This is a genomic window from Streptomyces sp. NPDC107454, assembly GCF_055582885.1.
This window is the reverse complement of sequence record NZ_JBVJPA010000042.1, coordinates 1-24,431: the sequence shown is the minus strand read 5'-3', so window position 1 is coordinate 24,431 and position 24,431 is coordinate 1. Positions and strand designations below refer to the sequence as shown.

The 24,431-nt window shown below is 69.0% G+C and carries 17 protein-coding genes and 1 pseudogene; 7 read left to right on the top strand and 11 right to left on the bottom strand.

The window, feature by feature from the left end:
• Positions 1–730: RNA-guided endonuclease InsQ/TnpB family protein (locus ACZ69M_RS50290; protein WP_470060411.1), on the top strand; the 730-nt coding region annotated here is incomplete at its 5' end.
• A gap of 244 nt (positions 731–974) precedes the next feature.
• Here the strand turns inward: ACZ69M_RS50290 and ACZ69M_RS50285 are convergent.
• Positions 975–1,493 carry a dirigent protein gene (locus tag ACZ69M_RS50285; protein WP_470060410.1) on the bottom strand — a complete coding sequence of 173 codons (519 nt, stop codon included), beginning with the start codon at positions 1,491–1,493 and terminating at the stop codon, positions 975–977.
• Between the two features lie 1,377 nt (positions 1,494–2,870).
• Between ACZ69M_RS50285 and ACZ69M_RS50280 the strand changes: the two genes are divergently transcribed.
• The gene (locus tag ACZ69M_RS50280; RefSeq protein WP_470060409.1) at positions 2,871–3,317 is read left to right on the top strand and encodes a hypothetical protein; all 447 of its coding nucleotides are present in this window, start codon (positions 2,871–2,873) and stop codon (positions 3,315–3,317) included.
• Between the two features lie 620 nt (positions 3,318–3,937).
• On the opposite strand, the gene ACZ69M_RS50275 is transcribed toward ACZ69M_RS50280, so the two are convergent.
• Together ACZ69M_RS50275 and ACZ69M_RS50270 are read right to left on the bottom strand one after the other, a co-directional pair.
• Positions 3,938–4,555 carry a LuxR C-terminal-related transcriptional regulator gene (locus ACZ69M_RS50275; RefSeq protein WP_470060408.1) on the bottom strand — a complete coding sequence of 206 codons (618 nt, stop codon included), beginning with the start codon at positions 4,553–4,555 and terminating at the stop codon, positions 3,938–3,940.
• Positions 4,556–5,270: 715 nt separating this feature from the next.
• A complete protein-coding gene (locus tag ACZ69M_RS50270; RefSeq protein ID WP_470060407.1) occupies positions 5,271–5,921 on the bottom strand; it encodes a YoaK family protein in 651 nt (216 codons plus the stop codon).
• A 654-nt stretch (positions 5,922–6,575) separates the two neighbouring features.
• On the opposite strand from ACZ69M_RS50270, the gene ACZ69M_RS50265 reads away from it, so the two are divergent.
• The 3 genes from ACZ69M_RS50265 (at position 6,576) to ACZ69M_RS50255 (ending at position 12,466) form a co-directional block, all read left to right on the top strand.
• A complete protein-coding gene (locus ACZ69M_RS50265) occupies positions 6,576–8,018 on the top strand; it encodes a GntP family permease (RefSeq protein ID WP_470060406.1) in 1,443 nt (480 codons plus the stop codon).
• A 141-nt stretch (positions 8,019–8,159) separates the two neighbouring features.
• Positions 8,160–8,609, top strand: coding sequence for a universal stress protein (locus ACZ69M_RS50260; RefSeq protein ID WP_470060405.1), 450 nt, complete (start codon positions 8,160–8,162; stop codon positions 8,607–8,609).
• Between the two features lie 704 nt (positions 8,610–9,313).
• Positions 9,314–12,466, top strand: coding sequence for an ATP-binding protein (locus ACZ69M_RS50255; protein WP_470060404.1), 3,153 nt, complete (start codon positions 9,314–9,316; stop codon positions 12,464–12,466).
• Here the strand turns inward: ACZ69M_RS50255 and ACZ69M_RS50250 are convergent.
• The 3 genes from ACZ69M_RS50250 to ACZ69M_RS50240 all read right to left on the bottom strand — a co-directional run bounded on the left by ACZ69M_RS50250 (position 12,447) and on the right by ACZ69M_RS50240 (position 16,241).
• Positions 12,447–13,232, bottom strand: coding sequence for an ABC transporter permease (locus tag ACZ69M_RS50250; RefSeq protein ID WP_067380220.1), 786 nt, complete (start codon positions 13,230–13,232; stop codon positions 12,447–12,449). The genes ACZ69M_RS50255 and ACZ69M_RS50250 overlap by 20 nt on opposite strands.
• Positions 13,229–14,209: an ATP-binding cassette domain-containing protein gene (locus tag ACZ69M_RS50245; protein WP_470060403.1), complete on the bottom strand. Its 981-nt coding sequence runs from the start codon at positions 14,207–14,209 to the stop codon at positions 13,229–13,231. The genes ACZ69M_RS50250 and ACZ69M_RS50245 overlap by 4 nt, the downstream gene beginning before the upstream one ends.
• A gap of 340 nt (positions 14,210–14,549) precedes the next feature.
• Positions 14,550–16,241 carry an acetolactate synthase large subunit gene (locus ACZ69M_RS50240; RefSeq protein WP_470060402.1) on the bottom strand — a complete coding sequence of 564 codons (1,692 nt, stop codon included), beginning with the start codon at positions 16,239–16,241 and terminating at the stop codon, positions 14,550–14,552.
• Positions 16,242–16,405: 164 nt separating this feature from the next.
• Between ACZ69M_RS50240 and ACZ69M_RS50235 the strand changes: the two genes are divergently transcribed.
• Positions 16,406–17,143 (top strand): flavodoxin family protein, encoded by a 738-nt coding sequence (locus ACZ69M_RS50235; RefSeq protein WP_470060401.1) that lies wholly within the window; start codon positions 16,406–16,408, stop codon positions 17,141–17,143.
• 31 nt (positions 17,144–17,174) lie between these two features.
• Here ACZ69M_RS50235 and ACZ69M_RS50230 read toward each other — a convergent pair whose 3' ends face one another.
• The 4 genes from ACZ69M_RS50230 to ACZ69M_RS50215 all read right to left on the bottom strand — a co-directional run bounded on the left by ACZ69M_RS50230 (position 17,175) and on the right by ACZ69M_RS50215 (position 22,886).
• Positions 17,175–17,618 carry a GtrA family protein gene (locus ACZ69M_RS50230; protein WP_470060400.1) on the bottom strand — a complete coding sequence of 148 codons (444 nt, stop codon included), beginning with the start codon at positions 17,616–17,618 and terminating at the stop codon, positions 17,175–17,177.
• Positions 17,619–17,834: 216 nt separating this feature from the next.
• Positions 17,835–20,588, bottom strand: a complete 2,754-nt coding sequence (locus ACZ69M_RS50225) for a bifunctional YncE family protein/alkaline phosphatase family protein (RefSeq protein ID WP_470060399.1) — start codon at positions 20,586–20,588, stop codon at positions 17,835–17,837.
• A gap of 4 nt (positions 20,589–20,592) precedes the next feature.
• Entirely contained in the window at positions 20,593–21,948 is a 1,356-nt protein-coding gene (locus ACZ69M_RS50220) for an ABC transporter permease (protein WP_470060398.1), read from the bottom strand.
• Positions 21,945–22,886: an ABC transporter ATP-binding protein gene (locus tag ACZ69M_RS50215; RefSeq protein WP_470060397.1), complete on the bottom strand. Its 942-nt coding sequence runs from the start codon at positions 22,884–22,886 to the stop codon at positions 21,945–21,947. Before ACZ69M_RS50215 ends, ACZ69M_RS50220 begins: the two co-directional genes overlap by 4 nt.
• A gap of 505 nt (positions 22,887–23,391) precedes the next feature.
• Between ACZ69M_RS50215 and ACZ69M_RS50210 the strand changes: the two are divergent.
• Positions 23,392–23,523, top strand: a pseudogene (locus tag ACZ69M_RS50210) (VOC family protein); the annotation flags it as partial.
• Between the two features lie 237 nt (positions 23,524–23,760).
• Here ACZ69M_RS50210 and ACZ69M_RS50205 read toward each other — a convergent pair.
• The gene (locus tag ACZ69M_RS50205) at positions 23,761–24,216 is read right to left on the bottom strand and encodes a LamG-like jellyroll fold domain-containing protein (RefSeq protein WP_470060396.1); all 456 of its coding nucleotides are present in this window, start codon (positions 24,214–24,216) and stop codon (positions 23,761–23,763) included.
• Between the last annotated feature and the right edge of the window lie 215 nt (positions 24,217–24,431).

Sequence of the window (24,431 nt, the reverse complement as noted above, 5' to 3'; positions counted from 1 at the left end):
CATGGCCGGACGCGAGCTCAACCGGATCCGCACCCGGGAGCGCACACTGCGCACCAAGCTGCAGAAGAAGAACACCCCGTCCGCCAGGCGTCGGCCGAAGAAGCGGCGGCGCAAGGAAGCGCGGCGGGCCAAGGACATCAACCACAAGATCGCGAAGCATGTGGTGGCCGAGGCTGAACGCACCGGTCGCGGGATTGCCCTGGAGGATTTGACGGGCATCCGTGAACGGGTACGGCTTCGAAAGCCCCAACGGGCCACCCACTCCAGCTGGGCCTTCGCCCAGCTGGGGCAGTTCATCGCGTACAAGGCCCGCAGGGCGGGGGTGCCGGTGGTGCACGTCGATCCGGCGTACACCTCCCGCACCTGCGCCGAATGCGGGCACATCGACAGAGCGAACCGGGTCTCCCAGGCTTGGTTCGCGTGCCGGTCCTGCGGATTCGTTGATCATGCAGACCGGAACGGCTCCCGCAACATTCGCGCGCGAGCGCGGGCGTTGTGGCGACGCGGGGCGCAGTCAACTGCCCCAGACCCACCTCCCGCACCCGTGAGTGGGACAGGACGCAAACGCAGCACCACAGCCAGTGGCGCCCGTTGTGCAAGCCCGGGACTTCAGTCCCGGGTTGTTGACTTTGATTCTTGCGAGGAACTCTGGGCGTTTGCGCCCGGGAGGAATCGCATCCTTGGTGGGGCGGCGCGGAGCGCCGCCGTGTCGTGGCGGCGGAGCCGCTGATGGCTCACCCGGGACGTTTCTGGTATTCCTGGCGCAAGTGGCGCGCGGGGAACCCTCTGGGCTTTCCCGTATTGCCTAATACTCCAGTTGTAGATCGTCATCTTCATGTCTGGTTCGCGGCTTGTCGGGGGTAATGGACGGCCTGGGATCGGGTCTGGTGGCGGCGTCGCCCATGGGGACCAATCGAGCCGGTGGGCTGTGCCGTGGACGGGCCGGCCTTCTCACCGGGCGGGGGCAGGGTCAGTCAGCTGTCGAGGTCGATCGTGAAGCGCCTCTTGCCCACACCGATCGTGTCGGCGTGGACCATGCCACGAGCCCGGTCGAATACCCCGGTGCCGCCGGTGATCGCGTTGTCGAACGAAGGGGGAGGACTCGCTGTGAGATTGCCGAAGACCATCCCCTGTACGGTGATTTGGCCGCCCGGGAGGTTGTAGTTCACGACGCACACCTCCGCCTGGTCGTTGATGTCGGCGGCCTGGGTGGTGATGCAGGTGCCGTCGGTTTCGCCGACGACCTGGTTGTCGTGCTCGTCGTAGAGGACCGAGCGGAAGACGGTCCGATCGCCCTGAGCGGGGGCGCCGCCGGGGTTGACGGGGAAGCGCGTCTGCTCCGCGAGATGGCCGATGAGTGTGATGACCCGGTCTCCGCCCTTGGCGTGGGCGAAATCGGTGTCCGTCGCGGCGGCGTCCGCGACAGGGGCGCAGGCGAGAAGGGTGACCAGCGCAGTGGCCGTGCCGAGACAGGCTGCCCTGATGGGGCGCATCGTGTGGCTCCTGAGGTTGATGTTCATGGGTGGTCAGGTGCCGCATTCATAACCTCGGCTCTGCCGCCGCCCGGAACGTCCCGGCGCGACCCACCGGCAGATCCGACCAGTCGGACCAATCCGGGACGAGAGACGGCCCGGGCGACCACACACCACGAAAATCGCGATCTGCAACTGGAGTACTAAGCGACTGAGCCCTTTGCCATCAGAACAGGTACTCAACCTTCGATGCGAGAGATACGCGACGCCCAGACTTCAGTGAGAACGCCCGAGGTTCGTTGCGAGGGATCAACCGAGGTGGCACCAGCCATCGGACCCGGTGACCCCACCCCGCGTATTTCGTCACCCCGCAAGAGGCATTTCGTCGGTTCCCCTGGGCGGGTGGTGGACCGGCAGGTGCACATGATCCTTCGACCCTGCGGCGGAACAGGCAGACGAGGGCGAGGCGTTCACCGCCGAGAGTCTTGCTCTCTGCGGCTGCCATGTCGGCGAGGGCCCAGCCCTCGGCCTCGACGGCTTCGATCTGTTCGCCGACGCCGGTCATGGGTCGGTAGTTGCGCTGGTCTTGTTCGCCTCGATGAACTTGTACGCGAGGACCCTGTGCCCCTCGGCGTAGGCCCAAGTGTGGACGGACACGGCCCCCTGCTTGGAAGCCTGGGTGACGTAAGGCGATTGTCGTGCCGCCCCCTGTTCTCGATCGACTCCCAGTCGGCGGCCAAGTCGCCGGTCTGGAGCCGGGCCGGGACACACGTGTAGCTAATTCCAGCTACAGGGCCGCCCAAGTCTGTATGCGGATTACGGCGATCGTTCGTCATCGAAGTAAATTGACGTAACGGGCTCAACGGAGGCGCCGAGGTCGTTCTGATCCAAAGTGTGGGTCTTCCTAGTGACAAGCGGTGTGGTCAGGCCTCTTATAGCCCGCGATTCGAGTTGACTCAGCCGACGCGTGAGACCAGTATCGGGATTGTAACTTCGTCGTTGTGCAGGTATCCAGGCGCCCGAGATTTACAACGCGCGGCGCTTCTTTTCCCGCACACTGGCCCGCAGGGCTGCATTGGCACTCAGCCCGGCAGCGGAGCTGAAACACCCCGGCGGAGCCAGCACCTTCAGGTGCGGGATGAAGGAAATTCGCGGTTAATGCGCTAGGCCTTCAATTGGCCGGACGTGTCTTCTGAGTGGCCGAGAACACCACGATCGGATCGGACCACGCTCTGCGCATCGCATGACCAGACGCCGAAGCGAATAGTGCTTAATACGGAAGAGAGGAGCACGCGCGTGCGGCACACTCGGAAGCAGAAGATGGCGACAGCAATAGTGTCGGCGGCAATGGCTGGAGGAATAGCCGCCATCGGGGCCCCTGCCTCAGCGGCGCCGGCAGTGACCGGCGCAGTTTCCCACGTCCAGACACTTGCCAGTAAAGGCACATCGCAGGCTCAGCCCCTGCTGCCGGAAAAGCCGTGCAAGCAGAAACACTGCAATACCGGCAACAATCAAGGATCGCGGGGCGGCAACACCCAGGGCGGCACCCAGGGCGGCGGCAGCGGCAACACCCAGGGCGGCACCCAGGGCAACGGCCGCGGGAACACCCAGGGCGGCACGCAGGGCGGCGGCTCCGGCAACACCCAGGGCGGCACGCAAGGCGGCGGCTCCGGCAACACCCAGGGCGGCACCCAGGGCGGCGGCTCCGGCAACACCCAGGGCGGCACCCAGGGCGGCGGCTCCGGCAACACCCAGGGCGGCACCCAAGGCGGCGGGGGCGGCAACACCCAGGGCGGCACCCAGGGCGGCGGGGGCGGCAACACCCAGGGCGGCACCCAAGGTTGATCATTTGACTGGGCGGAGCCCCGGGCCTCGCTCAGTCAGATCGGCCTCGTCGGTTGACGAAGGGCGATCAGATGAGTCAGCGCCTCGCAGAGGGAACCTCTGCGAGGCGCTGAGGTTGGATGGCCCGAGGGTGAAGGCCAACGGGACGGGCCATGCCATGGATGGGGCGCCCCTAGCGCGCTGAATGAGACAAGTCAGTTCACTCGCAGCTTTTGGAGTGATGAGAATTGCGGAAGGCAACCTTCCAGAGTTGCCGCCTGGCAGTCGCAGCCTCCGCCTGCCTGGCGGTTTGGGTATGGAGCGCACCAGTGAGTACGGCAACCGTCCCGTCGCACACCTCGCAGGCCGCGCCCGCGAAGTCGGCGCTTCGGTGCTATGCGACGCGAAGCGACCCGGCGGTGGTTGTGTGCTATCGGCTCTCGAAGAAAGCCGAGTACAGGCACGGCATGATTGTTTACGTGCCCATTCTCATTCAGGTTCCTACGCCTTCAAATCCACCGTCCGTGATTGTCGTCGACAGTCTGGACGATATTCACCCGAACGGATAACACATCCGAGAGCAGCCAGCAGCGGTGCGCCCAGTTATGGGACGCGAGGATCAATTACTCATTGATTACCCTTTAGAGGTTCTCCAATGCACCACACTTCAGGGCCAAGCGGGTGAGATCGGCCCTACGGCGAGAGCCATACTTTCTGCGCAGTCGCTCCAGGTGTGTATGAACCGTGTTTTCGGTGATATTCAACTTGCTGGCAATCTCACGATCTGTGGCACCGTTAGCGACAAGCTGCAATATTTGTTTCTCGCGTCTGGTGATACGGGGAGGAGACGCAGGTAGACTCTGACCGGCGAGACTGGCGCCGAAGTAACTTCTTCCTGAGGCGACGGCGCGGATGGCTGTCACCAACTCCGAATCGTCGGTTTGCCGATTCAGATATCCGCGAGCACCGGCTTTAATGCACGGGACGGCATCGGACTGCGCCTCCGATGTCGATATCACAATGACTGCGTACCCTTGTCTATGCAACTGAGCGACCTGGTCGGATGCCGCCTGGTCGGACAGATGCAGGTTGGTCAGTACAATAATTTCTACGCCATTCGCCTCGCGGAGCAAGGCATTCACGCTTTTAACGAAGGTCGTGATCCGCAGGTCCGGTTGGGCATTGACTGCCTGCGCGAGACCGAGCTGAAGCAACGACCAGTCGCAAATAAGGGCTACAGACGTCACAGACGGGCTCATGAGAAGCTCCAGCGTAGGTGGGGCCACCGGCCACATGACGCAGCGGAGTAGACGGCCGGTGCTTCCCGCCGCCTGACTCCAGACTCAGCTCTTCCGCGGGAAGTAGCACCCCGGATGGCCCGTACGGGGATGACGGGACGCGTGGCCGGGTCAATCGCTTCGGCTGGGACGGGGGCGAGCATGTCGATCAGCTTCTTGGCCGGCGGCTGCAGCTCGTCAGTGTCGGCGCGTCGAGCACGGCAACAGTGCTTGTTCTGACTGCTGGGCACGGTTCAGGAGCTGCGGCCGTGTCGTGTAGTGGCTGATGCAGGCCTGGTGCCGGCGCCGGCGGCGCCAGTCGACCAGTGCAGGATATCGCTAACTGTCCCGCCAAGGCGATTTGTCCCCGCCTCCCGCCTCCGGCATCCGGTGGCGGGGAGGGATGTTTCCGGCATCAACCGCTCACCGATCCCCACCGTGACCGACAGCTTGCCGAGAAGACCAAGAGATGGCTTCGCAGGGATTGCGGAATCGGCACGCCGTCCTGGCCATCGCGAGGAAGGTGGTACGTCGGCGGGGGCACGGAACCTGATGGTGGAGGGCTGTTCCCGATATGGAATCAACACCCTGCGCTTCACAGCGAGTTGACCTCGGGTCACATCGGTGACGCACCTACCGGATCGACGGGCCCGATACGGGAGCAACACGTTGGCCTCAAAGCCTTAGCCCTTAGCCCTTAGCCCTCGCGCAGCTTGCGCCCCACGCGCTCGTCGTGCACGAAAATGACCAAACCCACCGCCAGCAGAACACACGCGGCCCAGACCGCCCGCACACCCCATGCGAAGGTCAACCAGCCACCGCCGAATGCCCCCGCGAGGAACGCAAGGACGACGCCGGCGAACTGGCGCGCCCGACGCCTGGCGTCCATGTCCCCATTGACCACTGCCGCGTACGCGTTCTGCATGGCTGAACGGAGATTGCCCGTGGTCATCGTGCTGTTGTAGACGGCGTCAACAAGCGTGCGGAAGGTGGTCATCTGCACTGCGGCCATGAAGGCGATAAGGACGGTGACGAGGGTGTCCGGCGCGCCGGCGGGGATCAGACCGACCGCTGCCAGCACGACGAGCTCCAGCACCATGGCCGCCCAGGCCGGCTGACGCAGCATCGCCGCCACCCTCGGCCGCTGAAGGGTCTCAGCAACCAGGACACCGGCCACGAAGGCAAGAATCGGCGGGAGGCGTTCCAGCGCCTGCCACCAATGCCGCTCGGCGGCGGCGATGCCCAGCAGGACGACATTGCCGCTCTGCGCGTTGGCGAACACTCCCCCTCGGCTGATGAAGGTGTATGCGTCAAGGCCGCCGCCAACCAGTGCCAGCAGTGCTGCCAACCGCACCGACCGGATCGCCGGCGTCGGAGCAGTCGACCGGGCGGGGCCGACTCCGGGGGCGGAACCCCGCGCTCCACCGGCCCGGGGCTGCGGCTCGGCGTCCGACATGCCTCCACCTCCATATTCTCGGCCTGCTGGCACTCCATATACGGTCAGGGGGTGACTGGCTGAACCGGTTTCTTTTGATTGCCCGCATTATCTGCGCCCCGCATTATCTGCGCATTTAAAGTCACCGAAATCATATAGCCGACGGAGTCGTTGATCCTTACGTGTCACCCTCGTGCGGCAGTCGCCAGACCGGCAGAATCAGGCCCGCCGGCTGTCCGCACAGGCTCCATGGGCAAGCCGCTGGGAACCGAATTGAATGGCTGCGACGGCTGCCTTGAAACCCGCCCGTGTGCATCGTTCGTTGTCGTCGTGACGCGAGCCCGCCGCAGGGCGACCTCCTGTTCACCTCGTGTCCGGCAAGCCGGTACGGGTGCGGGGCCGCGCTGATCGAGTGATGGCGACAGCCGTGTCCTCGTTGCGCCGCATGGTGTGCAGTTCGGTGTGGTGTCGTTCTGCTGGTGGTCCATCCGTGTGTGGGCGGTCCGCCCACCTTCCCCGGAAGCCCGGGCGACAGACAGGGCGGGGACCGGGAACGGAGACCACGGGATGGCGAGCTCAGCGGCCGCGGTGTTGTCGGCGGCTCAGCCTTGGACCGCTCAAGACACCTGGCTCCTGGTGGTGGTGGGTGTCTCCATCGCCCTCGTCGTTCTGCTCATCAGCTGGTTGAAGATCCACGCCTTCCTGGCCCTGACGGTGAGCTCCCTGACCGTCTCACTCCTGGCTGGACAGCCCGCCGAAAAGGCCGTCGTCTCCTTCACGACCGGAGTGGGCCGTATTACGGGCTCGGTTGGCGTGCTCATTCTCCTTGGCGCGATTCTGGGCCGCATGCTGGCCGATTCCGGCGGTATCGACCGGATCGTCGACACCTTGACTCGCACCGTCCGGCCGGAATGGCTGCCGTGGGCGATGACCCTGGTCGCGGCCCTCGTCGGGTTGCCGATGTTCTTTGAGGTCGGCTTCGTCATGCTGATGCCGTTGGTGCTGCAGCTGGCGAAGGAGCTCCACTACCCGGTGCTGCGCGTGGGCATGCCCGTTGTGGCCGGTCTGGCCACTGTGCATGCGCTCGTTCCCCCTCATCCGGGGCCACTGATCGCGATCCAGGCAGTGCACGCCTCGATCGGGCTCACCATGCTTTACGGGCTCCTGATTGCCGTGCCCTGCGCCATCGTCGTCGGCCCTCTGTTCACCGCCTATATCTGGCCCCGGGTACCGGCCCACGTGCCCGACTCCGTCGAAGCCGCCTTCACCACCACCCCTCACGACAAGAGCGAGGACACGGGCGCCGGCGGTGATGTGGAGGGTGTCGAACGAGCGCCACGCAGGCTACCGAGCCTCCCGGCGACCCTCGGCACCATCCTGCTCCCCATTCTGCTGATGGCGCTCAAGGCGGTCTTCGACAGCATTCCCATGTCCCACGGCACGCTGTACACCGTCGTAGAGTTCCTGGGCACCCCGATGATCGCACTGCTGGTGGCGGTATTCGTGTCGCTGGTGACCTTCGGATATGCGCTCGGCGCCGACCGGCGCCACATCCAAACATCCCTGGCCAAGAGCTTCGCGCCCGTCGCGGGTGTACTGGTGATCGTCGCAGCCGGCGGAGGATACTCCCAAGCCCTGCAGGACACCGGTGTCGATCGTGCCGTCACCCTGGCGGCAGGTCACCTCCACCTCTCGCTGCTCCTGCTCGCCTGGCTGATCGCCGCCTTGATGCGACTCGTCGTAGGGTCCGGCACCATTGCCACCATCACCGCAGCCGGCATCGTCGGCCCCCTCGCGAACGGCCTGGCGCCCACTCAAGCAGCGCTCCTCGCCCTCGCCCTGGGCTCGGGATCGACATTCATGGGGCATGTCAACGATGCGTCGTTCTGGATGGTCAAAGAGTATTTCGGGATGTCGGTCGGTGGCACGCTCAAGACCTGGACCGTGTCCCACACTCTGCTCTCGCTGACATCCCTGGGCTGCATCATGCTGCTCAACGCTGTCGTCTGAGTTCAGCCTCAGGAGAAAGAGGCGACAGGCACGTCATCCACCCGCTCCATCGACTGTGGGATCCCCCGCGTCCGGAGGACGTTTTAGCGTATTCGCAGTGATCCTTTGATCAACCCCAACCACTCAGGTAGGTGAGCTGTCATGCAAAACGAACGAAAGGCCGGTCGAGGCCGTGTCGTCGTCGGCGTCGACGGCGAGAAGGGCAGCACCGCGGTACTGCAGCGCGCGGCGGAAGAGGCACGACGCCGGGATGCCACCCTCGTGGCCGTCATGGTGTGGAGCCCGTTCGGGGGCGAATACATCGAGCGTATGTTTCCTTGTCCGGAGCTGAGCGCATCGCAGGAGGCGGTGGCCCGGGAAATACTCGACACGCAGTGCGAGCGCGCTTCTCTTCCCAACGACGTGCCGGTGGAGCACCGAGTGGCAAAGGGCGTTCCTGGACCGGTACTGACGAGTCTGGCTCGGGGAGCCGAAGATCTGCTGGTGGTGGGCCGCAAGCGCCGACAGATCCTCCGGCGGCTGCGTCACACGGTCGACAAGTACTGTCTTCAGCACGCGGCATCACGTGTACTGGTCGTCACCGCGCCGTAGCTGCGTCCCGGCTGGGCCGCACATGTCCGCGCCGGCCGGCGAAGGGCGCGTCGCGTTCCTGCACCCCACGCGCCGGCCGTCCCCGCATCCCGTGCCGCCACGCATCGGCCAACTCCGCGGGTAGGAATACGTGATCCGCCGCGCAGGGCGGTGCGGGGTCTGCGGGCGAGGGGACGGTGATGGGCCGGCCGGGGCAACCACCGAGGGCCATGACAGCGGGACCGGCCGGCAGCCGGGGCCTGCGAGTGGTCCTTCCAGGTACCAGGAGGCCCCGCTGCCGCAGTCTGTGGGTGCGCGCGCCCGCAGAGCCCGGCACGCTGTGCCTGACGTGTGATCGTCCCGGACGAGCGGCCTACCGGCAGGGGTCGGACGTCAGGACGGCCGGCTCCCGGGCCGTCGACGGGACTCCGGTTGCAGCGCCGGGTACTCGAGGAAGTGGTCGACTCCTGGCATGTCGCTACCCGGGGGAACGACCTTGTCGACGGCGTCGAGTACGTCGGCGGCGAGGCGGACGTCCACCGCGGACAGAGAGTCCTGCAAGTGCTGCCTGCGGCCCGGCCGGCAAGATCATCGTGCGGGGGGACAACCTCGAACGGCGGCGCGCCCACGGTGCTGGTGCGGGAGCCGCCCCGGCAGGGCCGGGCAGCGGGAGTTGGGCCTGTGGCGGGCGTTCCGGCGGTCGGCGCCTTGGCTAATCTGCACGGGTGACCACCGACTTGACCCTGCTGCCACGTGTCGCCTACCGCGGGCAGGAGGTCACCGCGCCCCGGCTCCGCGGTCTCCTCGCGCTGCTCGCGGGCGACTTGCGCACGGGCTGCAGCACCGAGCGGCTGGTGGCGGGGCTGTGGCCGGACGAGCTGCCGGAGCGGCCGGGAAAGGCGGTGCAGGTCCTCGTGTCCAGAGCGCGGGCGCAGCTGGGCGCCGGCGTCCTCGCGAGCACGCCGGCCGGATACCGGCTCGTGCTCGCCGAGGACCAGGTCGACAGCTCCGCCCTGCTGCTGCACGCCGCCGCGGGCGCGGACCGGGCCAGGTCCGGGGACCACGCGGGATCGCTGGCCGCGGCCGAGGCCGGGCTCGCGCTGTGGGAGGGCACTCCTGACGGGGCCGGCAGCGCCGACGACCCCGTGGCCGCGTTGCGCGCCGAGCGCGCCCCCATCCGCGGCGCGCTCGTGCGCGCGCGGGCACTCGCGCTCGCCCGGCTGGGGCGGCATGCGGAGGCGGCCGGGCCGCTGGCCGTGGCCGCCGCGGAGCATCCGCGCGACGAGGAAGTGCTCGCCGAGCTGCTGCGCGGTGAGGCGGCGACGGCGGGCCCGTCCGCCGCGCTGATGCGCTACGAGGCGTACCGGCGTGAGCTGCGCGAGACGCTCGGCACGGATCCGGGCGCCGGGCTCAAGGCCGTACAGCAGGAGCTGCTGCGCGGCGAGTCGCCTGTGGTCCGGCACGGTGTGCCGCACGAGCCGAACCCGCTGCTGGGCCGGGACGAGGACGTCGCGGCGGTGGAGCGGCTGCTGTGCGCCACCCGCGCCGTCACCGTCGTGGGCCCCGGGGGCCTCGGCAAGACCCGGCTCGCGCACGCCGTCAGCCGCCGGGCCGAGCAGCGCGTGGTGTATTTCGTGCCGCTCGCCGGTGTCACGGCGGACGAGGACGTGGCCGCGGAGGTGGCCTCCGCGCTCGGCGCGGGCGAGGGGCGGCCCGGCGCTGTGCGCGGTCACGACCCGGTGTCCGGCATCCTCGGTGTGCTCGGCTCCGGGTCCGCGCTGCTGGTCCTCGACAACTGCGAGCAGGTCATCGCCGGTGCCGCCGGCCTCGTACAGGCGCTGGTCTCGTCCTCGAAGGACCTGCGGGTGCTGGCCACCAGCCGGGCTGCGCTGGGCCTGACGTCGGAGGCGGTGTACGCGCTGCCGGAGCTGGGTCTGGACATCTCCGTCGAGCTGTTCACGCAGCGGGCCCGGGCGGCCCGGCCCGGTGTGGAGCTGCCGCCGGATGCGGTGGCCGGGCTGTGCCGTCACCTCGACGGGCTGCCGCTCGCCGTGGAGCTGGCCGCGGCGCGGGTGCGGGTGCTGTCGGTGCCGGAGATCGCCCGCCGCCTCGGTGACCGGTTCGCGCTGCTGCGCGGCGGGGTGCGGGGTGTGCCGGAGCGCCACCGCACGCTGCACGCGGTCGTGGAGTGGAGCTGGAACCTGCTCGCGCAGGACGCCCGGGCGGCGCTGCGCACGCTGTCCGTGTTCCCCGGCGGTTTCGGCGGTGAAGCGGCGGAGCGGGTCCTCGGCGAGGATGCGCTGTTGCTTCTCGAGCAGTTGGCCGGTCAGTCGCTGCTCACCGTCGCCGAGACCCCGGCCGGGGTGCGGTTTCGGATGCTGGAGACCGTACGGGAGTTCAGCGCGGCCCGGCGGGCGGAGGCGGGCGGGGACGAGGAGGCTGTGAGCCGGTTCCTCGCCTGGGCGCGGGACTTCGGGGTCGCGTACCACGACGCGCTCTTCGGCTCGGACGCGCAGGCCGCCTGGGAGCGGATCAAGGCCGAGCAGGACAACCTCGTGCCGGCCCTGCGGCATGCCCTGGCCCGTACGGACAACCCCGCCATCGCCGCCGTCACCGCCGTCCTTGCCAGTCTGTGGTCCACCGGCACCAGCTTTCCCCGCCTCGCCGCCCTCGCCGCGGACACCGGCCCGCCGCTGTCGCACTACCGTCCCGGGCCCGAGTACGTCGAAGTCGCGCGCACCGCCGCGGTGTTGGGCACGGCGACCGTGTTCATGGGCCCCGGCCCGCGCGCCGTACGCCAGCTCGTCACCCTCCGGCGGCTGCCCCCGGCCCCGCCGGACACGCTGATTCGGGCCACCGCGGTCGTGCTGAGCGCGATCCCCGAGATACGGCCTCCCGGCTACGACGTGCTGCGGAGGCTCTGCGAGGGCGAGAGTGAGGGTGAGGGCGGCGGCGAGCAGCCGCTGCTGTCCGGCATCGCCGAGTGCGTCGCCTGCTACGTCTGGGAGTTCGAGCACGACATCGACCGCGCGCTCGTCTCGGCCCGCCGGTCGGTCGCCGGACTGGCGCTGGTCGACAATCCGTCCGTGCAGCTCATGGTGCATTCCCGGCTGAGCGAGCTGTGCCTGCGCACGGGGCGGGGCGAGGAGGCGTACGAGCATCTCAAGGCGGCGCTCGCGGTGCTGCCGCGGCTCGGGGACGGGCACGACTACATCAGCATCCGCTCGCTCCTCGTCTTCGCCTGCCTGCAGCGCGGCGAGACCGACGAGGCCGAGGACTGGCTGCGGCAGGCGGAGCGCGACAACACCCCGCAGCAGGACGACTTCTACCGGCCCGACCTCTGCGGGCGCGCCGAGATCGCGCTCGCCCGCGGACTGACGGAGGTCGGGCTCGGCCTGTGGCGCGGCGTCGTGGAGCGGATGCTCGCGGCCGGCTCGCTGCGCGACGGTGACGCCCGGCTCGACCCGTGGGCGTTCCTGATCCAGTCGGTGGCGGTGACGGCGCACGCACACGCCGGCCGGCTCGGACTGGTCGCGGAGGTGGTCGACCGGCTGCGGCAGCGGCTGCGGACGCTGCTGCGCGATCCGGTCGGCTCGCCCTCCGAACTCCCCTTGTTCGGCACGATGTTGCACGCCCTCGGTATGACGGGGCTCGCGTCCGGCGACACCGGTGCCGTACGGATGATCGCGCTGGCCGAGCGGCTGGGGGTGCTGCGGGAGTTCCAGCCGACGATGTCGGTGCAGCGCGCCCGGCAGGCGGCGGAAGATGCCGACAGGGCGGCGTTCGCCGACGCGGTGTCGGAGTACGCCGCCCTGGAGCGGGACGAGTTGCGGGAGGCAGCCCGCGCTGTCATGGCGGTTACTTCGGGTCGCGGTTGAAGGACGCCGTCGACCAGCGGTAGCCGAGCACGGTCAGGCCGACGCACCAGGCGATCGCGATCCACCCGTTGTTGCCGATCCCGGTGCCGAGCAGCAGGCCGCGCAGGGTCTCGATGGCCGGGGTGAACGGCTGGTACTCGGCGATCGGCTGGAACCAGCCCGGCATCGTGTCGGCCGGGATGAAGGCACTGGAGATGAGCGGCAGGAGGATCAGCGGCTGTGCGCTGTTGCCGGCCGCCTCGGCGTTCGGGCTGGCCATGCCCATCCCGACGGCGATCCAGGTGAGTGCCAGGGCGAACAGCGCGAGCAGGCCGAACGCCGCCAGCCATTCCAGGGCGGTGGCGTTGGTGGACCGGAAGCCGATGGCCACGGCGACGGCGCCGACGAGGACCACGCTGGCGATGCACTGCAGCACGCTGCCGACGACGTGCCCGACGAGCACGGAGCCGCGGTGGATCGCCATCGTGCGGAAGCGGGCGATGATGCCCTCGTTCATGTCGGTGGCGACGGACACCGCGGTCCCGATGACGGTGCCGCCGATGGTCATCATCAGGATGCCCGGGACGATATAGGCGATGTAGTCGGAGCGGTCGGCGCCGCCGATGCCCGTGCTCATCACGTCGCCGAAGATGTAGACGAAGAGCAGCAGCAGCATGATCGGGGTGAGCAGCAGGTTCAGGGTGAGGGACGGGTAGCGGCGCGCGTGCAGGAGGTTGCGGCGCAGCATCGTGTTCGAGTCGCGGACGGCGAGGGAGAGGGCGCTCATCGGACGTTCTCCTTGGGCTGGCTGGGCTGGGTGGGGAGGGTGGTGGGGCCGGTCAGGGCGAAGAACACGTCGTCGAGGTCGGGGGTGTGCACGGTCAGCTCGTCCGCCTCGATGCCGGCCGAGTCCAGCCAGTCGAGGATGGCGCGCAGTTCGCGCTGGCTGCCGTCGCTGGGGATCTGCAGCGCCAGTGCCTCGTCGTCGCGGGTGACCTCGCGCAGGGCTACGGCGGCGGACCGGTAGGCGTCGGGGTCGGTGAAGCGGAGCCGGACGTGTCCGCCGGGGATGAGCCGCTTCAGCTCGTCGGCACTGCCTTCGGCGGCGAGCTTGCCGTCGTTCAACACCGCGATGCGGTCGGCGAGTTCGTCGGCCTCGTCCAGGTACTGGGTGGTGAGGAAGACGGTGACGCCGTCGGAGACCAGCTCGCGGATGATCTGCCACATGTTGTGGCGGCTGCGCGGGTCGAGGCCGGTGGTCGGCTCGTCGAGGAAGATGATCCGCGGGTCGCCGACCAGCGTCATGGCGAGGTCGAGGCGGCGCTTCATACCGCCGGAGTAGGTGGAGGCGGGCTTCTTCGCGGCTTCGGTGAGGTCGAAGCGCTCCAGCAGTTCGGCGGCGGCGCGGCGCCCCTCCTGCCTGGACAGGTGGTGCAGGTCTGCCATGAGGAGCATGTTCTCCTCGCCGGTGATCAGGCCGTCGACGGCGGAGAACTGTCCGGTGACGCCGATCGCGGCCCGCACGGCCTGCGGGTCGGCGGCGAGGTCGTGACCGCCGACCCGCAGCTCGCCGGCGTCGGCGGTGATGAGGGTGGAGAGGATCTTCACGGCGGTGGTCTTGCCGGCGCCGTTCGGGCCGAGCAGGGAGAAGACCGTGCCGGCCGGCACCGCCAGGTCGATGCTGTCGAGGACCGTCTTGTCGCCGTAGGCCTTGCGCAGCCCCTTGGCCGCGATGGCGAGTGAGTGCGAGGTCGTTGTCGTCATGCCGAGGAGGTTGCGGCAGGGCGCATTCAGCGCGGTTTCACGATGGTTTCAGTGCCCTGGAACCGGGCGGCGCAGGGCACTGTCTTGTTGCCTCCCTGCCGTTGCGGGCCCCTCAGCGCGGCTGCCGCCGCGCCCCGGTGGGCCGGGCCCGTGCCCGGGCTGCCGGGTGGGGGCGGGAGGTGTGCACGGTTCGTACCAACGCGGTCTGGACGGGCGGCTGTCGGGTCTCGGCGGGTCGTCGTCCGGTTCCGGGTGCGGCGGTGCCTCTGCGGCCGCAGCCAGGCGGTGCGCGCCGGGTGGCCCTGCCGACCCGCACCACTTCGAGACCTGGGCCGTCAGGTCAGAACGGGCCCTGGAGGCTGCCGAGTCTGTCGGTCAGACGCAGGTTCTCGGAGTAGTCGACGGGGCAGGCGATCACGGAGACCGTGTCGTCGTCGAGGGCGCGGCGCAGCACGGGCAGGAGTTGGTCGGCGGACTCGATCGCGTAGCCGCGTGCGCCGAAGCTTTCGGCGTAGGCGACCAGGTTCGGGTTGGTGAACCGGGTATGGCTGTGGCGGCCGAGTTCGAGTTCCATCTTCCACGTGATCAGGCCGTATTCCTCGTCCACCAGGACGAGGACGACCAGCGGGATTTGTTCGCGGACGGCGGTTTCCAGTTCCTGGGAGTTCATCAGGAACGAGCCGTCGCCCATCATTGCCAGGACTCGCCGGTCCGGCCGGGCGAGCTTGGCGGCGATCGCGCCCGGCAGTGAGAACCCCATGGTGGACAGGCCGTTGGAGACCAGACAGGTGTCCGGTTCGTAGGCGGGGTAGAGGCGGGCCATCCACATCTTTCCGGCGCCGGTGTCGGCGAGCACGATGTCGTGGCGGTCCAGCGCGGTGCGGACATCGGTGACCACGCGCTGCGGCACCAGGGGGAAGGCGTCACTCTCGCGTCCGTACTGGAGTTCTTCGTCGAGCAGCGTACGGATCTTCTCGCTGCTTCCCGAGGCGTAGGTGAGTGCGTCGGGCAGTGCTGCCACCAGTGCGTCCAGCGCCTGTGAGGGGTCCCCTTTGACGCCCACTGCCACCGGGTAGTGGGCGTCCACCTCGGCGGGGAAGCGGTGCACGTGAAGGATCCGCTTGTCGCCGTTCGGGTTGATCTTGACCGGGTCGAACTCCTGGATCTCGTAGCCCACGCAGATCAGTACGTCGGCCGCGTCGAAGCCGAAGTTGCCGTAGTCGTGGCGCATGAAACCGATCGCGCCGAGAGCGTTCGGGTGATCGTCGGGGAAGACACCCTTGCCGTGGAACGTGGTCGCGACCGGGATGTTCAGCCGCTCGGCGAACCGCACCAGGGCGGCCGAGGCCCCGGCTCTGGCGGCACCGTGGCCCGCCAGCACGACGGGGTTTTGTGCCGCGGTGAGCACCTCGACCGCCCGCGCGATCTGGGAGGAGGACGGCGCGTCGGCGCGCACCGCGTCGATCTGCAGGGGTGCCAGCGGCTCGGCCGGACGCTCTGCTTCGATGTCCTCCGGCACCGCCAGGAACACGGCGCCGGGGCGCTCGCTCTGCGCGGTCTTGAACGCCTTGCGCGTCATCTCCGGCACCGCGTCCGGACACGCGATCTGGGCCGCCCACTGGGTGACGGGAGCGAACATCGACACCAGGTCGATGACCTGGTGCGACTCCTTGTGGGTACGGCGCAGTGACCCCTGCGCGGCCAGGGCCACCAGCGGCGCGCTGTTGGTCATGGCGTCGGCGGTGCCGAGCAGCAGATTGATCGCGCCGGGCCCCAGCGTGGCCGAGCACACCCCGGCCCGGCCGGTCAGCCGTCCGTAGATCTCCGCCATGAACGAGGCGGCCTGCTCGTGGCGCACCAGGACGTACCGGATCCCGGAGCCGTTCAGGGCGTCGACGAAGCGGATGTTCTCCTCACCGGGAATCCCGAAGACGTACTCCACGCCCTCGGCCCGCAGGCAACGCACCAACAGGTGCGCGACGTCCTCCGCTGCTGCCGTGTTCCGCGACCCGGTCGCGCCTTGGGTGCCCATGAGACGAACGTAGGCACGCCCGCCTGCCCCGGCCACTCCTCAGCCGTCGGCGGGGCCATTCGGAGGCGTTGCGATGGCGCCTGCCGCGGTCGGGCCCGCACGCTGGAACAGGTTGTGGACGCGCCGCCGTGCCCCGTGCGGCTTCAGGACTCTGGGAGGACCGTGTGACCGCTTCGTCGCCCGCCACCGACGCACCGCCGGCCCGGTACGACGACCTGCGCGCTCTGGTGATCAACTGCACCCTCAAGCGCTCGCCGGAGACGAGCAACACTCAGGGGCTGATCGACCGCAGCATCGCCGTCATGGACGCGCAGGGAGTGCGCGTCGATGTCGTCCGGGCGGTGGACCACGACATCGCCACCGGTGTGTGGCCCGACATGACGGAGCACGGCTGGGAGACGGACGCCTGGCCGGACCTCTACCGGCAGGTCCTGGCGGCCGACATCCTCGTGCTGGCCGGCCCCATCTGGCTGGGCGACAACAGTTCCGTGATGAAGCAGGTGATCGAGCGTCTCTACGCCTGCTCCAGCCTGCTCAACGAGGCCGGACAGTACGCCTATTACGGCCGCGTCGGCGGCTGCCTGATCACCGGCAACGAGGACGGCGTCAAGCACTGCGCCATGAACGTCCTCTACAGCCTGCAGCACCTGGGCTACACCATCCCTCCCCAGGCGGACGCCGGGTGGATCGGCGAGGCGGGCCCCGGCCCCTCGTACCTCGACCGCGGCTCGGGCGGCCCCGAGAACGACTTCACCAACCGCAACACCACCTTCATGACCTGGAACCTGCTGCACCTGGCCCGGGCGTTGAAGGATCTCGGCGGCATCCCCGCATACGGCAACCAGCGCACCGCGTGGGATGCGGGCTGCCGCCGCGACTACGAAAACCCCGAGCACCGCTAGGGACCTCGTTCGGCTGCCTCGATGCCGGGGTTCATGGGCGATGGCGTCCGAAGACGACCAGCCTCAGCAAGACGAAGCGCAACACGGTCACCAGGGCGAAGCTGGGTACCAGCACCAGGGTCTCCGCCGCAGGTGACGCGGTGGGCCGGTAGTGGCGGAAGAGCAGGACCGACCCGGTGGTGACCAAGTAGGCCACAACGAACAGGCCGCCTGCCGCCAGATGGGCCTGGGCAGCGCGGACCGGAGAGCTGCGGAAGGTCAGCCGCCGGTTCGCTTCGGTGTTGAGGACGGTGACGGCGAGAAGGGAGGCGAGATTGGCCACCGGCGGAGGGGCCCAGTGGCGCAGCGCCCAGTACAGCAGGGTCTGGCCCGCTGTCGAGGCGATGCCGATGACGGCGAACCAGCCGACTTGTCTGGTCAGCGTGGTGCGGCCGGGCTGGGCGGAGGCGCTGTGCCGTGCGCTGAGGCGTCGCACGCCTCCATCATGGGGCACGGGTACGAGGGCTTGCGGGATCACTGAGGCAGCGGCTCGGCCGTTCGGCCGTGGACGGACACCCGCACGCACCTCAGGCCCGGACAGCCGCCTGGCCTGTGTCAGTTTGCAGGTGCCCGTATGTGCCGCGCAGGGGACGGAAGGGGCCCCTTGACGGCGGTGACGCCGGCCGGGGCCCCTTGACGCGGTGAGTCCGCGTCAGCCGTCGGACTCCGGCGAGGGGATGTAGGCGCCCGGGACGTCCTTGGGCGCGAAGATCTTGCTCTCGCCGGGGTAGGGCCTGGTCCAGCCGTGGGTCTGGTACCAGGTGAAGTGGTTCATCTGTGCGGGGTTGGCGAAGTCGGGAATGGCGCCCGGCCCGGTCAGCCGCTGGTGCGTCTTCCACTCCTCCCACGTCGCCGCGAGTGCCCGCTTGTCCGCTGGCACCTTGGCCGAGGGCACGGCCGCTGCGCTGGGGTCCTGCGGCGCCGGGGTGTCCGGGCCGCAGGCGGGCGGGGTCTTCAGGCCGTCGGTCAGCGAGGTCCGGTTGGGCAGCGCCTTGAACGGCGTGAAGTCGGGGTGGCGGGTGAACGCCCCGCGCATCGGGCTGGCCGCGCTGTCCTTCTGGTTCATCGGGTGGATCCCGAGGATCTGCTCGATGGTCCGGATCATCGTGATCTGCGAGTAGTAGCGGCTGTCGACGGCGGCGTGCTGGGCCCAGGGGCTGATGATCTGGATGGGGGCACGGTGGCCGTCGACGTGGTCGAGGCCGGCCTGGGAGTCGTCCTCGACGACGAAGATCGCCGAGTCCTTCCAGTACTTGCTGTGCGAGATCTCGTCGACCATCCGGCCGACCGCGAGGTCGTTGTCCGCGACCTGGGCGGCCGCGTTCGCCGGACCACCGGTGTGGTCGTTGGAGAGCCAGAACATGTTCAGGTTCGCCGGACCGTTCTTCTCGAAGTCCTGCTTCCAGATCTGTTCCTTGTAGATGTCCGGGACGCTGGTGTCGAACAGCGGGAAGCCGGGCACCGACACCTTGTTGAGCGACGGGATCGCCGAGCCCGTCTGGATGGGGTAGGCGGTGTCCTGCCCGGTCGACTCCATGTTCTTGGTGTCGCAGTACAGGTTCTGCCAGGACGCGCCGGCCGGCTTGCTCTCGAACGACTGGAACTCGCCGAAGTCCCTGACGGACTTGCCGGCCGCCTGCGCGCCGGTCCAGATGAAGCCGGTCTTCTGGTGGCCCAGAGCGTCGTCCTCGGTGTCGTAGCTGCGCGTGTACTCACCGGCCGAGGACTCGGTGTACTCCGGGTCATCGGCCTGCATCAGCCAGTTGTGGCCCTCGGCGGAGTTCGTGCCGATGTCGTACGTGTTGTCGTACAGCCCGAACTGCGATGCCAGCGCGTGCTGGTTCGGCGTCACGTTCTCGCCGAACTGCGTCACCGACGGGTCGCCGTTGCCCTGCGGCATGTCGCCGAAGACCTGGTCGTAGGTCCGGTTCTCCTTGACGATCATGAAGACGTGCTTGATCGTCGAGGGAGCGCCGAGCCGCGCCGGGACCGGGACCGGCTTCTGGCTGCCCTTGCCGTGGGCCAGCGAGACCGAGCCGCGCGTCCAGCCGTTCTGCTGGAAGACCTTGCCCGTCTGGGACCTGATGACGCTGTCGTCCGGCAGCGTGAACTGCGTCAGGCTCGACGTCGTGTCGTGGGTGCCGTGCCCGGCCTTGCCGGTGGGGCGGCGGGCGTCGATACCACGGGTGTTGGAGACGACCACCTCCTTGCCCACGGTGGTGATCTCCGCGGGGAAGTAGTCCGTCGGGAGCAGGCCGACGTAACTGGCGGGCTCCTGCGGGGACTTGTACCGGTAGACGGCGACGGCGTTGGCGCGGCCGAGCGTCACCAGCAGACGGCCGTCGTCGGTGAGCGTCACCGCGTTGGGCTCGTAGCCCACCGACGCCTCCGGCCACGGCTGGGTGGCGATGGTCTGCACGACCTTGTTCTTGCGGGTGTCGATGACCGACACGTTGTTGTCGGCGGTGTTGGTGACGAACACCGCCCCGTTCTTGGCGTACAGGGCCGTGGGGTGCAGACCGACGTCGATGCTCCCGACGGCCGCGGCCGGGTCCGCCAGGTCGATGACACTGACCGTGCCGGTGGTGGTGGCACCGGTCTGCGGGTTGGCCGGAACCTGGGTGCCGTAGGAGTTGATCGTGGTGTCACCGGCCCTGGCCGGACGCCCGCCCTCGTTGCTGACGTAGAGCTTGTTGCCGGCCAGGGCGATGCCACGGGGTGCGTTGCCAACGGCCCAGCTCTGCTTGATGGTCCCGGTCGCCGCGTCGATGGCGGCCACCCGGTTCTGGCCGTTGACCGCGCAGTACACGGTGGAGCCGTCGGCCGAGAACACCGCGGCACCCACCAGTGCGTGCTTGGAGCCGTCGGCCGGGATCGGGATGGCCGTCGGGCTGGAGAGGGTGCCGTCCGCGTTCACGGTGAACTTGGTGTAGCCGTCGCTCTGGCCCAGCCACAGCTGCGAGCCGTCGGGCGAGTACGTCGGGCCCTCCTGGCCGACGGCGCCGCTCGGGATGCGCAGGTCGTCCGTCGCGGCGGTGCCGACGCGCTGCTTCACCTGCCCGGTCTTGAGGTCCATGACGACCAGCGACGCATCGCCGTCGGTGACCGAGGCCGCGAGATGGCTCCCGTCCGGGCTGACCGAGGACGACATGATCTTGCCGTTGTTGATGACGGTGCGGCTGCCGTACGGGGCGATGTACTGGTCGCTCGAGATGACCTGGCCGTTGGCGGTGACCTGGCCGACCTGCTGGGTGGCGAACTGGCTCGTCGAGGCAACGGCGGTGCCCGTGACGGCGAGGGCCACTGCGATGCCCGCCGCCACCAGAGTGCTCCGGCGGCCGACGCGTCTGCCCAAGAGGCTGATCTGTTCCTTCTCGTTGCTCCGGCGCTGCCGTACTACCTGCATGGAGTCATCCCTTCGGGGTGGCGAGCAGGTCGACGTTGCCGTCGAACTGCCACAGCGGGTTGGGTGCGTCCCCGGTCGGGGTGCGGACCAGGAAGTAGCCGTTGACTTCCTTCGGTCCGTCGCCGTCGGCCATGAAACGACCGTCAGGTGTGAGGTCGAGCTGATAGATCGCCGTTCCCGCGACCTCGATGCCGGGCAGGTGCCAGGACACGACGCAGCGCCAGTCGTTGCCCGGCCCCTCGGCGGCGACCTTGACGCTGCCCTTATCGCACGTCGCCGTGGCCTTCAACTGCGCTTCTGTGACGGCGGGTCGGTTGAGCTGCTCGGTCTGCAGGCGATAGAGGTGGGCGAACGCCGTGGCGAGGGAGCGCTGCACCTTGTCCTGCTCGATCCCGGAGCCCGAGGCCCCGCTCGCCGAGGCGAGCACCGCGACCGTCACAGCGACCAGACCGGCGAGCGGCAGGCCTGCGGCGGTGACCGCGCGGCGCCCCGAGCCGTCGTAGGTCGGGTTGGTGAAGTCGCGCCGCAGGAACAGCACATAGGCCAGCACGGTCGCGGTCACGGCCCACAGCAGGCTGACCACGATGCCGATCAGGAGCGGGCCGAGCTGCATGGGGCTGGTGAACAGACCGTTCCAGGCGATGAAGGCGTAGCTGGGCAGGGCGAGGCGTACCGCGACGGGCAGCGGCATCATCTGGGCGAGCTGCATCGCGAGCGCGACGAGCGCGGGCAGCAGCAGTCCCATCGGGGAGCGCCCCAGCGTGACGGACCCGAGCAGTCCGATCGCGGCGAGGGCCAGGGTGGGTGCGAGTACGCAGATCCAGGCGAGCAGGACCTTGCCGGCGGCGTCCGCCGGGCTCAGCAGGTGGCCGTCGAGGCCTGCCAGCGGCTGGTTGCCGACCGCGACGATCCCGCCGGCCGTGCTGGATGTGGCCAGTCCGGCCACGAGCAGCAGGATGACGGTGAGGCTGGCCAGTGCCTTCGCGGCGAAGATCCGCCTGGGTGAGCGGACCGCCACCAGCAGGTGGCGCCAGGTGCCGAGCCGGTCCTCGGAGGCGAACACGTCGCCGGCGACCACCGAGGTCAGCAGCGGGAGTGCCCAGGTGCCCGCGAAGCCGAGCATCACCAGCGTTCCGGCCCACCCGGTGGCGTGCATCCAGCGGCCGAAGAGGGTGTCGGAGGGAAGTGTGCTTTGCTGGCTGACCGCGGCGACGAAGAGGGCGGGTGCGATCCAGCAGGCGAGGACCAGCAGGCGGATCCGCCATTGCGAGACCAGTTTGACCAGTTCGAAGCGGTAGGCGCGCGGAACGGAGACGCGGCGGACTTCGGCAACGCTGTCGTGGGTGAGGGTCGCGGTCACCGGCCGGTCTCCTTCTGCTCGGTGAGGGCGAGGAACGCCGCTTCGAGCGGCGACACCAGGGGGGCGAGCTCGCGCAGCGCGATGCCCGCCTGTACGAGCCGCACCACCAGTTCGTCGAGGGCGGGAACCGGCGCGCGCACGACGAGCGCCTCGGCGTCGTGGCGTGTCCCGGTGTCGTCGACGACGCGGATCGCGGCCGTGTCGAGGGCCAGCCGGCGGGCGGCCTGGGGGTCGGAGGTGAGCAGCCGGTAGTCGAGTTCACGGCTCTCGGCGGCCAGCTTGCTCAGCGGGCCGGAGAAGACGACCCGTCCGGTGGCGACGATGGTGGCCTCGGAGCACAGTGCCTGGAGGTCGTCCATGCGGTGGCTGGAGAGCACGACGCTGGTTCCGTCCGCGGCGAGCCGGGTGAGGACACCGTGTACGTGTTTCTTGCCGGCCGGGTCGAGGCCGTTGGAGGGTTCGTCGAGCACGAGCAGCCGGGGCTTGGTGAGCAGGGCGGCGGCGAGTCCGAGCCGCTGGCGCATGCCGAGGGAGAAGCCGCGGGCCTGGTCGTCGGCGACATCGGTGAGCCCGACCTGGTCGAGCACGTCGTCGACTCCCGCTGTCCGCGCGTCGTGGCCTCGCAGAGCGGCCAGCGCGGCGAGGTTCTGCCGGGCGGTGAGCGAGGGGTAGAGGCCGGGCCCGTCCACGAAGCCGGCGACTCCGTCGGGAGCGGCGAGCGCGCGCCTGAGCGGCGTGCCCAGGATCTCGAGGTGGCCGCTGTCGGCGACGGCCAGGCCCAGCAGGAGACCGAGCAGTGTCGTCTTGCCGGCGCCGTTCGGTCCGACCAGGCCGTGGATCTGGCCCTGCGCCACGTCCAGATCGACGCCGTCGAGTGCCACGACGTCACCGAAACACTTGGTGATCCCGCGAGCCTGGACTGCGAGAGGTGTGTCCATGAGCCCCTTCTTCCGAAACACTCAGGGACCTTAGGGACGGCACACAACGCAGGCACAGACGGCCGGCTGAACGTGCAGGAAACGGATCGTCAAGGCGTCGGCAAGTCCGGGTGCACAAAATGGCCGTCATCGAGCCAGAGTTGGGCAACCTCAGGAGGCACCGGATCCATACGAAGTACCGTCGCCCGCACTTCGGTGCGTGCCCGGCCGCCGGCGAGGTCGGCGAGAGCGGCCAGGTCCTGGGGTGCGGTGCGGAGTGCCAGGACGCGGCCATACGCGCCGACGCCCGCCCCGGCCGCCTGCTCGCGGCGGTTCGCGACCGGGGCACGTGCCCTCAGGAGGACTGGACGGTCAATCGTCGTCATCGAGCACGGCCACCGCGCCGAGGGCGGCCACGGCGGCCGCTCCGGCCCGAAGACCACGGCGCGCATCGCCTGCGCGGGCCCGGGCGCGGGCGCGCAGCCGACGCACCGGACGCGAGCGGCGCCACGCGGATGCGGCGGCCCCGGTCCTCCGGACGAGGGAGGGGATCGCGGAGATCGACGGGAACTACCCGAGCAAGGGTGCGCGGGGTGAGCGCGGTGCCTGGTTCCGTGACAGCGAGGGGAACATGCTGGGCATCGGCGAGCCGGTCGTCCGAGGAGAGTGCCCGATCGTTCGTGGAGGGGTGCTGATCAAGCGGGGAGGCACACATGCGTGTGCTGATCGTGGGTGGGACATCCGGCATCGGCCTGGCCTCCGAGAGCGCCGTCACGGAGTTCACGGCAAGCTCTTCCCGGCAGGCCCGTCCGGCGCCGCGGTGGACCCGCGGGCGCCGGGTGCGCAAGCCGCTTGTTCAGGTCCCCGCGCCGTCACCTGTGCGGAGGTGCGCCGCTCACTCGAAGGGGGTCAGGAAGTCCCGGGTGGCCAGGGCCCTGTTCACGATGCGGGTGTCGCCGATCCATCCGTAGAAGCCCTGCCCGAACTGCTCGTCGAACTGTGTGGCGCCGATGACGAAGGGCTTGCCGAGCGTGGTGATGCCGGTCGACGGCTGCGACGGGTTGCGGGCGATCTTCGAGCCGTCCACGTACATCACCGTCCGGCGGCCGTCGTTGACGAGTGCGATGTGCATCCACCGGCCGACGGGCACGGCATGGCTCCACGACGTGGGGTCCGCGTCCTGCTCGTAGGGGTAGACGACGAACTGGAGGAACCTCTCGGGCGACAGGTTGAGGCTGCAGGTGGGCTCCAGCGGGGACCAGCCCGTGGTCTTGCCCGCGTCTCCGTTGCGGCCCTCCCAGCTGAGGATGCCCATCCAGCTGTGGTCGCCCTCGAACGGCTCGGGCAGCATGAGGTACGTCTCGATGGTTTGACTTGCTCCTCGGGCTGAAGCCCGAGGATTCTGGCCTTCTCTCTCGTTGCTGTGCCACTACGCGGCACGGGCTTCGGGAGGGAATCCGTGGCTTCCTGCTTCGTTGCGCTGTGCCAGAACGGGTTCTGGTCTTGTCGGCGCTCCACAGGCCGATACCGCCAGTCCGGCGGCCTTTTTCACGTTGCGTGCGGAGT